The organism is Ignavibacteriales bacterium (assembly GCA_026390795.1).
Taxonomy (GTDB): domain Bacteria; phylum Bacteroidota; class Ignavibacteria; order Ignavibacteriales; family Melioribacteraceae; genus Fen-1258.
In genome coordinates this window covers 241,673-255,356 of the sequence record JAPLFG010000001.1, presented here as the reverse complement: position 1 = coordinate 255,356, position 13,684 = coordinate 241,673, and the positions used below count along the sequence as shown (strand labels likewise).

At 34.5% G+C, this 13,684-nt stretch carries 11 protein-coding genes and 1 riboswitch; of the genes, 7 read left to right on the top strand and 4 right to left on the bottom strand.

Translation table 11 applies throughout. From position 1 onward, the window contains the following. Positions 1-45 precede the first annotated feature (45 nt). The 4 genes from NTX65_01035 (at position 46) to NTX65_01020 (ending at position 7,397) form a co-directional block, all read left to right on the top strand. Entirely contained in the window at positions 46-2,682 is a 2,637-nt protein-coding gene (locus NTX65_01035; GenBank protein ID MCX6167897.1) for a LysM peptidoglycan-binding domain-containing protein, read from the top strand. 17 nt (positions 2,683-2,699) lie between these two features. Then, positions 2,700-2,807: riboswitch (TPP riboswitch) on the top strand. A 57-nt stretch (positions 2,808-2,864) separates the two neighbouring features. Further along, positions 2,865-5,345 carry a TonB-dependent receptor gene (locus NTX65_01030; protein MCX6167896.1) on the top strand — a complete coding sequence of 827 codons (2,481 nt, stop codon included), beginning with the start codon at positions 2,865-2,867 and terminating at the stop codon, positions 5,343-5,345. After that, positions 5,345-5,998, top strand: a complete 654-nt coding sequence (locus NTX65_01025) for a thiamine diphosphokinase (GenBank protein ID MCX6167895.1) — start codon at positions 5,345-5,347, stop codon at positions 5,996-5,998. The genes NTX65_01030 and NTX65_01025 overlap by 1 nt, the downstream gene beginning before the upstream one ends. Further along, positions 5,985-7,397, top strand: a complete 1,413-nt coding sequence (locus NTX65_01020) for a sodium:solute symporter family protein (GenBank protein MCX6167894.1) — start codon at positions 5,985-5,987, stop codon at positions 7,395-7,397. Before NTX65_01025 ends, NTX65_01020 begins: the two co-directional genes overlap by 14 nt. Here NTX65_01020 and NTX65_01015 read toward each other — a convergent pair. Genes NTX65_01015 through smpB form a run of 4 tightly spaced genes read right to left on the bottom strand, consistent with a single transcriptional unit; the run spans position 7,354 to position 10,554 of the window. Further along, the gene (locus tag NTX65_01015) at positions 7,354-8,280 is read right to left on the bottom strand and encodes a TerC/Alx family metal homeostasis membrane protein (GenBank protein ID MCX6167893.1); all 927 of its coding nucleotides are present in this window, start codon (positions 8,278-8,280) and stop codon (positions 7,354-7,356) included. The genes NTX65_01020 and NTX65_01015 overlap by 44 nt on opposite strands. Before the next feature lie 9 nt (positions 8,281-8,289). Beyond that, positions 8,290-8,835, bottom strand: a complete 546-nt coding sequence (locus NTX65_01010; GenBank protein MCX6167892.1) for an arginine decarboxylase, pyruvoyl-dependent — start codon at positions 8,833-8,835, stop codon at positions 8,290-8,292. Positions 8,836-8,848: 13 nt separating this feature from the next. Next, positions 8,849-10,081 (bottom strand): tyrosine--tRNA ligase, encoded by a 1,233-nt coding sequence (tyrS, locus tag NTX65_01005; protein ID MCX6167891.1) that lies wholly within the window; start codon positions 10,079-10,081, stop codon positions 8,849-8,851. A gap of 17 nt (positions 10,082-10,098) precedes the next feature. Further along, on the bottom strand, positions 10,099-10,554 hold the full coding sequence (gene smpB / locus NTX65_01000; GenBank protein ID MCX6167890.1) for an SsrA-binding protein SmpB: 456 nt from the start codon (positions 10,552-10,554) through the stop codon (positions 10,099-10,101). Between the two features lie 159 nt (positions 10,555-10,713). Between smpB and NTX65_00995 the strand changes: the two genes are divergently transcribed. Genes NTX65_00995 through NTX65_00985 form a run of 3 tightly spaced genes read left to right on the top strand, consistent with a single transcriptional unit; the run spans position 10,714 to position 13,682 of the window. Further along, complete coding sequence (locus NTX65_00995) at positions 10,714-11,463, top strand: methyltransferase domain-containing protein (GenBank protein ID MCX6167889.1); 750 nt, start codon at positions 10,714-10,716, stop codon at positions 11,461-11,463. Between the two features lie 53 nt (positions 11,464-11,516). Then, on the top strand, positions 11,517-12,785 hold the full coding sequence (locus tag NTX65_00990) for an MFS transporter (GenBank protein ID MCX6167888.1): 1,269 nt from the start codon (positions 11,517-11,519) through the stop codon (positions 12,783-12,785). 54 nt (positions 12,786-12,839) lie between these two features. After that, positions 12,840-13,682 (top strand): hypothetical protein, encoded by an 843-nt coding sequence (locus NTX65_00985; protein ID MCX6167887.1) that lies wholly within the window; start codon positions 12,840-12,842, stop codon positions 13,680-13,682. Positions 13,683-13,684 lie beyond the last annotated feature (2 nt).

The window sequence follows — 13,684 nt, the reverse complement described above, 5'->3', positions numbered from 1 at the left end:
ATTAGAGATTAAATTGCGTCCAAAATTAAAGCAATCGGAGTCAGCGTGAAAAAACTGCTAATCTTACCAATATTAATTTCTATTACTATTTTTACTTCTTCATGCAGCAGTTCAAAGTCATATGTTAAAAACACTACCCCGGCAATACAAGATACACTCAAGGTTGTTGAAACTCCCTCAAGAATAAATGAAATGCTAGAAAGTGCGCGTAGAGATTATGTCAACGCACTATATCAACAAAAATTAGGTTTTAAAATTGAGACTCTGAATTACTATGAATCAGCTTTATCAACAATTAATAAACTTAGCTACTATAATGCAATTGAAGAAAACTCAACTTATGTTCAACTAGAAAATTCGATTGTGGAAGATTATCAGAAGTATATTGAAAGTTTAGATGAGTTACCCGAGAACGCTTCCATTGGCGCATTAGAAGAATGGATGAATAAGAAAATACCGGACGTTATCCCGGAAAACGATAGTGTTAATGTAAAAGTTGATAAAGGACCAACCACAATTGTAGTAGTTGGAGACTTTCCTTTGGAAGTCAATCGTTATGTTGAAAAATATATCGAATATTTCACTGGTAAAGGAAGACATTACATAGAAAGCTGGCTTTCAAGATCAGGCAAATATTTTCCATTAATGGCTAAAATATTTTCTGAAGAAAAGGTTCCGCAGCAGTTAATTTATTTGAGCATGCCTGAAAGCGGGCTCAATCCAAATGCACGATCATGGGCCAAAGCAGTAGGAATGTGGCAGTTTGTTCGCGGTACTGCAAGATTGTATGATCTTAATATTAATTTTGCCATTGATGAAAGACGCGATCCTGAAAAAGCGACTTATGCTGCTGCTAGACACTTACGTGATCTTTATTATTCTTTAGGCGATTGGTATTTGGCAGTTGCTTCTTATAACAGCGGAGAGGGAAGAGTTCGTAAAGCAATGAGAAGAGCTGGCTCAAGCGATTTCTGGGAAATTCGCCCTTATCTGCCAAAGGAAACCAGGAATTATATTCCTCAATATATTGCAGTTACTTTGATAGCAAGCAGACCAGAACAGTACGGTTTTACAAATATTCAATTTGAGAAACCACATGAATATACTATTCATAAAATTAATGAAGCTATAGATCTTAACATCTTAGCAAAGTGTGCAGGTATTAGCGTTGATTTATTACGTGATATGAATCCAGAATTAACTCAAAATTGCACTCCCCAAAATTATGATGGAGGATACCCATTAAGAGTTCCTACAAAATCATACGATGCATTTGTACAAAATTTGAAAGATATACCAGATGAAGCTAAAATTCAGTTCGTTACTCATACAGTTAAACATGGCGAAAAATTATCCGATATTGCTTCTAAATATGATATAAGTATTTCAAATTTAGCAGACGCAAATAATCTTTCTGTACGAGGACGGCTTAAAGTAGGGACAGAAATCAAAATTCCGGTTTCTAATTTTAACGCCGATGATTTTGCAGTCAACACAGACGTACTTCCTGCTCTTGAAGAAGAAATTAAAACTTTAGATCTGAATCCTTCGTATCAACTGCAATTAACTAATAACACAGATAATGGTAAATTCTCAAAGATCTACCAAGAAATGTTAGGTGATTCTGTAAAATATCTTGTACCTGAAGGAATGGAAGTACTTAAGTACACAGTAAAGAGCAAAGATAATCTGATGGATATTGCGGACTTGTATAAAGTCCGTGTTACTGACATTAGAAACTGGAATAATTTACCATATACTTCAACAGTTCGTGTTGGACAGCAACTGGCAATTTTTGTATCTAAAAATAAAGTTGATTATTTCTCTTCGATTGACAAAATGAGTGAAAGTGAAAAAAGAAGTATTCTATTTGTAAATTCAGATGATTCAAGATCCGGACAAAGAGTTGCAAATACCGGCGGAAAAACTTCAAAGTATAAAATCAGAAAAGGTGAATCCTTAGGTAAGATCGCAATGAAATTTGGCGTTTCTGTTGCACAATTGAGAAAATGGAATAAACTTTCGTCAAATAAATTAATCGCCGGGAATGTTTTGCTTGTTCATGGTAGAGATGCAAGTTCTATTGGAGACAATACAACTCGTAAAGAAGCAAATGTTCTTCATTATACTGTCAAGCAAGGTGATGTGATTGGATCAATCGCGGAAATGTTTAAGGTTTCCGTAGACGATATTAAAAACTGGAACAATCTCAGAAACAACAATATCGTACTTGGTAAAACAATCGAAATATATTCTGATGTGGATCCTTCTTCAAAAACAGCAAGATCTAAAAATACCTCGAATGTAACTTTGACTAAATCTACTAAATCAAAAGAGAATACGAGCAGTTATAAAGTTAAATCTGGTGAAACTCTTTCGGCAATTGCTGATAAATTCAATGTCACCACTAAGGAAATTCTGCAATGGAATAACCTCGATAATAGTAAGATTATAAAAGGTCAATCATTGATCATAAGTAAACCGGCATCTGTTCAAAACGGAAAAGCAGTTTCGAAACAAAATCAGAAAAATTCTGGTAAGTCAATTCACGTAGTTAAAGAAGGTGAATCCCTCTGGACTATTGCGAAAAATTATAATGTGAATGTTTCTAATTTAATAGCATGGAATAATTTGAAAAACGACCGTGTCAAAACTGGTCAAAAGATAAAAATTCAAAATTAGTTTGTTCTTAAAATAATAAAAGCTGTTAGGGGTGCGTCCCGGAAAACTTACCGCGGAATTGCTGAGAGTAAACCCTTAAACCTGATCTGGATAATGCCAGCGTAGGAAAACGGTACAGATTTATCAAGTACTGCCGTTTCCCAAACGGCTTTTTTGTTTCTATCAGTAAAAGGAGAAATAAAATGAAATACTTGATAATTGTTCTTTTGATCTCTGCAATCCAGTTAAATGCACAGGTAGAGATCATCAATGGGAATGTTTTCAGCCAATCGGATAAATCACCTTTAAATTTTGCAAGCGTAGTGATTGAAGGGAAGAACACTGGTGTAACTACAGATGAAAATGGATTTTTCGAAATCAAAGAAAAATTAAACACAGAAGATTTTATAATATTTAGCCACATCGGTTTTGAATCACAGAAAATTAAAGTAAAAGAATTCCTTCGCTCAAATCGACAAATCTTCCTTCAAAGTAAAATAATTACCAGCCAGACAATTCTTGTGAAGGGAAGTATTGGTGAAACCGGATTTACACCAATAACTTTTTCAAAAATTGATCGAAAGTCTATCAAACAAACCTACGTTAATCAAGATATTCCGGAACTATTAAGTTATCAGCCATCAATTACCTTTTATTCTGAAAACGGAAACGGAATTGGTTACAACTATCTTAGCATACGTGGCTTTGATCAAAGAAGAATTTCCGTTTCAATTAATGGAATTCCACAAAATGATCCTGAAGATCATAACGTGTACTGGCTGGACTTTCCGGATCTTCTTGAGAGCACTGAGTTGATACAAATTCAACGAGGTGCCGGTTCAGGAATTGTTGGTTATCCTGCAGTCGGCGGTTCAATAAATATTATTACTTCTGCATTTTCGGATAAACCAAGAATTGATTTCTCAACTTCCATTGGCGACTATAATACTAGAAAATATTCGGCTCAATTTTCAAGCGGACTTATTTCAAACAAATATTCTATATACGCTAAACTTTCTCAAACATTAAGCAGCGGATACCGTAATGCCAGCTGGATCGACTTCAAATCCTATCATTTAAGCGCAGTTCGCTATGATGATAATTTAACAACACAATTAAATCTCTTCGGTGGACCGGTTGCTGATGGATTAGCATATACCGGGTTGCCAAAATTTGCAATTAAGGATAAAGATCTTCGCAGAGCAAATTATTCTTATTGGGAAGCCGGAAACAATAATTATACCTACACAATTGAACGGCGCACCGACGAAATTGAAAATTTTTCCCAACCGCATTTTGAACTTTTGAATGAATTGAAGATTAATGATAAAGTAACTTTGAACAATGCGCTCTTTTTAGTTTTAGGGAATGGCTTTTTCGATTATGATGGCTCGTGGGCTGATACAAGTTATTTTAGAATTACAAGCAATAATGGTTTTCAGCCGACTCAAAACCCCGGGAATGCGTTAATACGAGCAATGGTTGAGAACAAACAGTGGGGCTGGATTCCGCGCATTAGCATTAAGCATACAAATGGAGAATTGATTCTTGGCGGAGAACTTCGTATTCACCGTTCTCTCCATTGGGGAAGTATTAGTTTTGCGGATAACCTTCCCGTCGGATTAACAAAAGATTATCGCTATTATCAATTTCATGGCGGGAAAAATATTCTTAATTTCTACGCGAACGAGAATTATGTTCTAAATAATCATATTAACTTTTTAATTGAAGGACAGTTGGCTTACCATAAGTATAAATTGTTTTCAGAAAAATATCTTAACAATGATATTGAAGTAAGCAATTTATTTTTCAATCCCCGTATTGGAGTTAATTACAAATTTACACCGGAGTGGAATTTTTATTTTTCATTTGCCCAGGTTACAAGGGAACCTAGATTGAACAATTATTACGATGCCGCGGAATCAAGCGGAGGTTCAATTCCGCAATTTGAAATTACATCGACCGGAGCGTATGATTTTTCTAAACCGCTGGTTAAACCGGAAACTATGAACAATTTAGAGCTTGGTACATCGTTTACAAGAGAAAACTTGAATCTTTCTTTCGATTTTTTCTATATGGCTTTTAATGATGAAATAGTAAAGCAAGGGCAAGTTGATCGCTTCGGTCAACCAATAACCGGAAATATGGATCAGACCATTCATTACGGTTTTGAAGCAGCTAGTAATATGAGATTGAACAATAATTTTGAATTTATTATTAATGGATCTTTATCAAGAAATTACATTAGTAAAGGGTATTATTTTCTGGAAACAAGTGATATAGCTACTCCGGTCAAAATTGACTTGACTGGAAATCGAATAAGCGGATTCCCAAACGTTATGATGAGTGCTGTAATAAAATATCATAACGATAATTTCCTTCTGCAAGCGAATCTAAAATATGTTGGAGACTTTTTTACCGATAATTATGATACAAAATTGAGTGAACTGCTCACTTCATTCCCCGCTTTAGCAGACTACTCTGATAATAGAGTTGATTCATATTTTGTAACTAATCTATTTATTTCATATAATTTTGCATTGGAACCAATTGCGAAAAAACTTCAATTATTTCTTCAAGTAAACAATTTGTTTGATAACTTATATGCAGCTTATGGAATTGGAAAGGAATTTTTCCCGGCTGCTGAAAGAAATCTTGTTTTTGGAATAAAATTAGGTATGTGATGAAGAAGTGTATTATTCTTGCGAATGGACAACCTCCTCGAAAAAAATATTTCGATTACTTGATTAAGAATGATTATCAAACGCTTATTTGCGCCGATGGCGGGGCGAACTCCGCAGAAAAGCTGAATATTATACCGGACTATATAATAGGTGATCTGGACTCGATTAATCCTGGTGTATACGATTATTATTATGAAAAATGTGAGATTATAAAAATTACTCGGCAGAACGATACAGATGTTGAAAAGTGTTTAAAATTTGCCATAAAGAAAAAATATGATGAGGTTATCCTGCTGGGTGCAACCGGCGACCGGTTGGATCATTCATTCTGTAATATAGGTATAGTCCTAAAATTTTTTGATAAAATTATCATAAAGATAATCCATCATAAATCAATTCTCACAGCATTTACCGGTAAAGTAAGATTAAAAACATTCCCTAAAGAAACAATTTCTATCTACGGGATTGATTCTAAAACAAAGATCTATTCACATGGATTAAAATATGAACTTAAGAATATTTCGCTTCCATTCGGTATAAAAGAGAGTACTAGCAATGTTGCACTGCAAAATGAAGTGGAGTTGGATATAAGAGGCGGAATTGTTTTCGTAATTCGAGATTTTGAAACGATGAGAAAATATGGTCTCTTTTAGTCAACTAGATTTATTTATTATAGTTTCTTTCTTTATTATACTTCTATTAATAGGATTTTTACCGCGAAAAGAAACGAGTGGCGATACTTCCGACTATTTACTTTCTGGTAGAAAAGTGGGATTGTTCCTTTTCATTATGACAAACGTTGCTACCTGGTATGGAGGGATTCTGGGAGTAGGTGAATTTACTTATCGTTATGGATTATTGAGCTGGTTTACTCAAGGATTACCTTACTACATTTTCGCAATTATCTTTGCTCTATTTTTTGCTAAAAAGATTCGTATTGCTTCTCTTTTTACAATACCGGACAAACTTGAACAGGTCTACGGAAGGAAAGTAGGACTTGTTTCTGCGATACTAATTTTCATACTTGTATCTCCTGCCCCATATCTATTGATGACCGCAAACCTACTAAGTCTTATTTTCAATATTAAGCTGCTTCCGGCATTAATTATTAGCCTATTTGTATCGGGGATCTATCTGTTGAAAGGAGGTTACAAATCGGATTTATATACGGATGTATTTCAGTTCTTTGTAATGTTTATCGGTTTCTTTCTTATCGTATTCATTTCTTATTCAGATGTAGGTAATTATCATTACCTGAAAGAGACACTTCCACACTCGTATCTTCAGCTAACATCCAATGTCTCTCCAATATATGTCATAGTTTGGTTTCTTATTGCATTGTGGACTTTTGCCGATCCGGGTTTTCATCAGCGTTGTTATGCTGCAAAGAACGGTAATACTGCAAAGTGGGGAATTATTATTTCTGTTTTTTTTATGATCTTATTTGATTTTCTTACAACTACGACCGGACTATATGCGAGGGCGACTCTTCCAAATCTGTCAAATCCAGTCTTATCATTTCCTCTATATGCAGAGAGGATTCTTGGAAGCGGTACTAAAGGAATTTTTTATGCAGCAATGTTCGCGACGATCATCTCTACTCTTAACAGTTTTATATTTCTAAGTGCAACAACCTTCGGTCATGACTTTGTTTTTAAATTAAGGAAGAATTCAAATGAAAAACAGATACCGAATTATACAAGAGTAGGGTTATTATTTTCATCAATTGTTGCTGTTACATTAGCTTATTTCGTACAATCTGTAATATCACTCTGGTATATTATTGGAAGTATCTGTATTCCCGGAATTATTTTAGTTGTCTTTGGGGCATATTATGAAAGAATGAGAATCTCTAATGGTTATGCACTAGTTGAAATTATCGGCGGGGCAATTGCAAGTTTGTTCTGGTTTTTTATCCGAGAGCAGATAAACATTGAATATTTAGATCAGATTGAACCTATGATTGCCGGATTATTTTTCGTTATCATCGTTCATTCTATAGGGATGATCAAACAGCGATGTGTTTTTTCTTCATCAAGGATAGTACAATAGAAACAACAAGGCAGAGAATTATGACTCCCAGTGAATGCAAAGTTGATATTTCATAAATATCTGTTACCAACATCTTCAATCCAACAAAGGCTAAAATCACCGCAACCCCATACTTTAGATAAACAAACAGATCAACAATATTGGCTAAAGCAAAATAGAGAGCACGCAGCCCAAGTATAGCAAATATATTCGATGTTATTATAATGAAAGGATCATGAGTAATTGCAATTACTGCTGGAATTGAATCTACAGCAAAGACTATATCTGCAGATTCAATTAAAAGTAAGGCAAGGAAAAGGGGAGTAACATACCGAATAGAATTACGCTTTGTAAAAAACTTGGAACCGTGGTATTCAGTCAGAATATTAAAGTGTTTTGAAACAAACTTTATAACAAAATTAGTTTTTAGATCAATTTTAAGTTCACTCCCAAAGGCCATTTTATAAGCTGCCAATAGAAGAATCAATCCAAAAACATAAATGATTGGATGAAATAATTTTATTAAAGTAACGCCAGCAAGAATGAATAAAATCCTTAGCACAATTGCACTTAAAATTCCCCATTTCAAAACATGTGGTTGATTTTCATCATTTATTCCCAAGACATTAAAAACCATAAGAAATACAAAAAGATTATCTACAGAAAGAGATTTTTCAACAAGATAACCGGCTAGAAATTCAATCGCCTTCTGTTTTCCGTCTTCAAGGAACAATAAAATAATAAGATTGAAAAGGAGAGCTGCCGTGATCCATATAGCGCTCCACATCAAGCTTGATTTTATCCCTATCTTACCTTTGCGATGATCCGTTGCATATAGATCTATATAGAACATCACCAGAATAATAACGGAAAATATAATCCAGAATATAAAGTGATTATGCATAGTAATTACTTATGGTAACAAAATGCCTACAGAGATTACGGTTGTCCAAAGTCCTTTTTTATCACCTTGAGCTGACTGAGTTATGTTAAATGAATTAACAATCTTACCAGACATCTTATAAGACTGTTCGCGCTCATTCCACGCTTTTTCCGGGTCGAAATCTACACCTAATGTTGTAGCTAACATTGTTGCAGCAAGATCTTCAGCGTACTCTCCGGCAACTTTTTCTGTCTCACCATAAGGATGATGTTCAGAGAGATAACCGTACATATTTTTGTCAGCTGGAATTGCCACTCCTATTGATGATGCAATTAGCCGATTAGGTTCGTTTGTAGAGTTCCGAGCCATAACGCAATGGGTTATTAAACCGGGTTTAAGAAGTTTAAGCCCTTGCTCCTTGCTAAGTCTTTTACATCCGTTTGGATAAATGCTGCTAACAGAAACTAAATTACAAATTTCGATACCCGCACTGCGAAGTGCCAATTCAAAGGAAGCAAGGTATTCTTTATGTCTTCCTACTCCCTTTGTAAAAAAGATTTTTGATGGTACGTACAATTTGGTGCCTCCTTTAATTACAAATCAATTTAATAAACTTTCTTTTACCAACTTTTAAAATCTTTGATTTATCAAGTTTTATTAACTCCTTAATATCATCCACTTTTTCACCGTCAACTGTAACACCACCTTGAGTTACTAATCTTCGTGCTTCACCTTTTGAGGGAGCAAATCCAACGGCCACTATCAAATCCAGAATCTCTAATTCCTTAATAGAAGTATCGAATTTGAATTCTTCAACTTCATCCGGAAGCCCTTTTTTTACAAATATATTGTCAAACTCTGTTTCGGCATCAAACGCATCCTTAGAAGAATGATACATCTCAACTAATTTTCTAGCCAAAGAACGTTTTATATTTCTTGGGTTAATCTTTTCATCTGCAAGTTCTTGCTGGATTAAGTTAAGTTCTTGATTAGTAGCATCGGTGGTCAGAACATAATAAAGGTAGATTAGGTCATCTGGAATTGATAAAGTTTTACCATAAATTTCTTTCGGGGTTTCATTGATCCCGATGTAATTATCAAGGGATTTGCTCATTTTTTCGGTTCCATCTGTCCCAACAAGTAATGGCATAGTAAGGATCACCTGGGGAGCCATCCCAAATTCTCTTTGAATATCACGTCCAACCAATAGATTGAACTTCTGATCCGTTCCGCCAAGCTCAACATCACTTTTAATTGCAACGGAATCCATCGCCTGTGCAAGTGGATATAAGACTTCGTGCATGCTGATCGGAATTCCACCTTTATACCGATTCGTAAAATCATCACGCTCTAACATTCTCGCAATTGTGTATTTTGACGCCAGTTTGATGACTTCTTCAAATGTCATTTTACCAAGCCACTCGGAATTGTGTACTATTTTTGTTTTTCCTCGATCTAATATTTTTGATGCTTGTTCAAAATAAGATTTTCCATTCTCGCGAGCTTCATCAAATGAAAGCGGGGGACGAGAACTATTACGACCGGATGGATCCCCGATCATTCCTGTAAAATCACCAATAATTAAAATAGCTTGATGACCGAGCTGCTGAAATTGCGCAAGTTTTCTTAGAACTACAGAGTGACCGAGGTGAAGATCCGGTCTAGTGGGATCACAGCCAAGTTTTATATTAAGCGGTTTATTTTCTTTTAATGATTTTTCCAGCTTTTGAACTAATTCTTCTTCGGGAATGATTTCAGATGTACCCCTTTTAATCAAATCCATTTGTTCTTTGAGAGGGGGGAAGATCATTTTTTTATTCAATAGTTTCTCCGAATAAGCTACTTAAATTTTCTTTGCATTTCTCTATTTAAATCTCGTTTGGCAATATCTTCGCGTTTATCGTACTGCTTCTTGCCAGTTGCAATTGCTAATTCAACTTTAGCCAAGCCGTCTTTAAAGTACATTCTCAATGGAATTAGGGTATTTCCTTTTTCAGATACCGCCTTATTTAATTTTCTGATTTCACTCTTCTTAAGCAGTAATTTCCTTTTTCTTATCGGATCATGATTGTTCATACTAGCTTGATCATAAACCGAAATATTAGCGTTCATTAACCAAACTTCGTTATCCGTTAACATTGCATAGGCATCAACAAGATTAGCTTTATTTTGCCTAAGAGCTTTAACTTCCGAACCAACTAGAACTATACCCGCCTCGTAAGTCTGTAGAATAAAATACTCGTGTCGAGCTTTCCGATTGACGGTTATGTTTTTCTCGGTTGCGTTCTCTATCATAATCTTAAAATTGATGGCAAAATTTATTTTTATTGTGAGTTAATAGCAAGAGTTTATATCTTTTCAGAAAAAAAGATTGAAACGAGTTCAATTCTATCATATTACTTGGCTTGCTGGAAATGATTGATTAAATTTTAGTACAATTTCTAAAGAATTATTATGCCTGAAAAACATTTTTATGAACAGCAACAATATACGAAAGAATATCTTCTTCCTTATTTTCAAAAACTAATTAATGAATTTCATAAAAAGAAAATTCTGGAAGTCGGTTGTGCCGAAGGAGGACTGCTAAAAACCCTTCAGTCAATTGGAATGGACGTTTATGGCGTAGAAATAAACCATGAAAGAGCGAATCTTACAAAACAAAAAGACGGCTCTCTTAAAATAATGGTTGGAGATATAACTGACAAAAATCTACCAGATTTATTGAAAGAGAAATTTGATGTTATCATAATGCGTGAAGTAATTGAACATGTTGCATCTAAAAATGCAGCATTCAATAACCTTGATAAATTGCTAAATGAAAACGGGTATTTATTTGTCAGTTTCCCGCCAAAACTTTCACCTTTTGCCGGACATCAACAGATTGGCAGGAGTTTTTTAAAGGCAATCCCATATTTGCATATTCTACCAACTTTCATTCTTAAGTCAATTGCGAAATCCCTTGGTGAAAGCCACGGTTATATTGATGAAATTAAATTACATTACAGTACAGGCTGCACAATCAAAGAATTTGAGACTCAGTACAAATTAAAAAGGTTTACCCCGATCAAAAAAGATTTTTATTTATTCCGTCCAATCTATGCGCAAAGATTTGGATTACCGACAATAAAACTCCCTAACATTCCTATATTACGAGAGTACATTTCATTTGGTTGCGAAACTCTTCTTCAGAAAAAGATTTTTTAATTAAAGATGCGAGCAATATTTTCAAACAATAATTGAAATGAGTCGAGGCTATAATGCTTGAAATGCAAAAGAAACTGTCAAATACTTTTTATTCTATTCTAAGTTTACCTTCAACAGCTATGGGTTTTGCGCTTTCAATTCAAATCGCAGCGCTCAGTTGGTTAATGCGTACAAAATATAATCTAGATTTGCATGAGATAGGTTTTGTTTGGGCTGCCGGACCTCTAGCTGGTATTATTGGTCAGCCAATTGTTGGATTAATTAGTGATAAAATTTGGTTCTGGGGCGGACGAAGAAGAGGATTTATTTTAGTCGGCGGGACTTTAGCAGCATTAATGTTATTTGCTCTTCCAAATATAGACGGAATAAGTAAATTTTTTGGAGTCAGCAGTATAATTATTGTTGCTGTTTGTGTTGCACTTACGTTAGACCTTGCAATTAATATATCATTCAATCCAACTCGATCCATAATTGCCGACGTAACACCCGAAGGAGTTCCTAGGACAAAAGGGTACACTTGGATGCAGACGATATCAGGCTCATTTGGTGTACTTGCATATGCTCTTGGTGCAATCTTTGGAAATTATTTTTTGATTTACTCCGGAGTCCTTCTTGTTTTAGCATTTTCAATTATCCCAATGTTTTTCATTAAAGAACCAAGAGAATTAAAATCCTCTGAAGAAAAAACAAATTTGGAAGAATCAAAAACCGATTGGAATCAGTATCTCAAACTTTTATTTGCGCATTCATTCTCTTGGATTGGAGTTCAAACAATGTTTGTTTACTCGATCGGTTATGTAGAACAAAAATTAAACCCGGCTGATTCCGACCAAACCGGACAAATTCTTTCAATCTCATTTCTAATATTAAATGCTGTTGGTGCTTTATTACCTGCATTTGTTTTAGAGCCGATAACTGAAAAAATTGGAAGAGTTAAGACACATATTGCATGTTTGTTTGTAATGTCTTTAGGATACTTTGGAATAGTTTTATTCGGAGCTAGTTCTATTTTGGTTTGGTCACTTATGGCAGTTGCTGGAGTTGGATGGGCTGCAATTGTGAGCTTACCATTTGCAATTATGTCTGAAAAAGTAAATAAAAATAGAATGGGATTTTTTATGGGAATATTCAATTTATCAGTTGTTCTACCACAGTTGTTTGTTAGTTTAGTCCTCGGAACATTTGTTCAAAACGCAGCTGATAAAAATATTATCTTCATAATTAGCGGAGTATCCTTGGCCATCTCAGGCGTATTATGGTTTATGGTAAAAGATTCTAAAGCAATTACTGTTTCAGAAAAAACCTTTGTTGCAAGTCACTGAGGGTTATAGAATTTCAATTCCTACTATTACTTGATAGAACGAAATGGAGGTATAATGAAGATTAATAGAATGATTTTTGTATTGATAATATTTTTCTTTCTAAACTCTTATGCGCAAGAAAATCAACATAAATTCCAAGTTGATTTCAACGAGATCAAAGGGGAGTTAAATTCAAAAGATCTTTATAAAAAAGATTTTGGCAAATATGACGGATACAAAATTGAATTATTTAAAGGAGAGGCGGTTAACTTTGTAGCATATTCGAAAAATTTTCAACCTAGTATTGCCCTTGTTGATTCAAAAGGTGAAATATTTAAACAAAGCACTAAGAATGATAAAGGTTTGGCTAATATCGTTTCAGAAATACCATCAGACGGGAATTGGGTTTTATATGTAATCGGAGATGAAAAAGCATTAGGAACATATACACTTCAGACAGCTATAGCTGAACCGAACGCACTCTATTTAGATAGCACTTCAGATTTTTGCACAACCTTGGATTTTCTGCTTTCACATGCAAAAGCATATTTCTTTCTTTTAGAAAATCCCAACATTTCCAGACAAGAATTGGTCAGACTAAATGAAGCAAAAGACGCGTATATAGATGAAGAAAGTGGATCTTATAAGGCAACGTTTGAAAACGATAACGAAATCACAAGAGCAGATGCTGTGTTCAATAATACTTTCGATAAAATTAAATTGTGCCTTGGAGATAATTGGCAATTAAACTCAACAAATTGGCAGAAGGCGGAAGATTATAAAGAAAAATCAAAAACATTTATAGAAAAAAACAGTACTAAACCGCGTTATGTCAAAGTAACCCTTTACGATTATGCTGACTCCAAGCAAAAGTTTGAATATAGATTTACTGTTGATGTTGAAATCAATAGGAAATAATT

What these genes read in the sequence shown, in the direction of transcription:
- NTX65_00995 (MCX6167889.1), top strand. Translation starts at nt 10,714, where the DNA reads ATGCCTGAAAAACATTTTTATGAACAGCAACAATATACGAAAGAATAT.
- NTX65_00985 (MCX6167887.1), top strand. Translation starts at nt 12,840, where the DNA reads ATGAAGATTAATAGAATGATTTTTGTATTGATAATATTTTTCTTTCTA.
- NTX65_01020 (MCX6167894.1), top strand. Translation starts at nt 5,985, where the DNA reads ATGGTCTCTTTTAGTCAACTAGATTTATTTATTATAGTTTCTTTCTTT.
- smpB (MCX6167890.1), bottom strand. Translation starts at nt 10,554, where the DNA reads ATGATAGAGAACGCAACCGAGAAAAACATAACCGTCAATCGGAAAGCT.
- NTX65_01015 (MCX6167893.1), bottom strand. Translation starts at nt 8,280, where the DNA reads ATGCATAATCACTTTATATTCTGGATTATATTTTCCGTTATTATTCTG.
- NTX65_00990 (MCX6167888.1), top strand. Translation starts at nt 11,517, where the DNA reads ATGCTTGAAATGCAAAAGAAACTGTCAAATACTTTTTATTCTATTCTA.
- NTX65_01030 (MCX6167896.1), top strand. Translation starts at nt 2,865, where the DNA reads ATGAAATACTTGATAATTGTTCTTTTGATCTCTGCAATCCAGTTAAAT.
- NTX65_01025 (MCX6167895.1), top strand. Translation starts at nt 5,345, where the DNA reads ATGAAGAAGTGTATTATTCTTGCGAATGGACAACCTCCTCGAAAAAAA.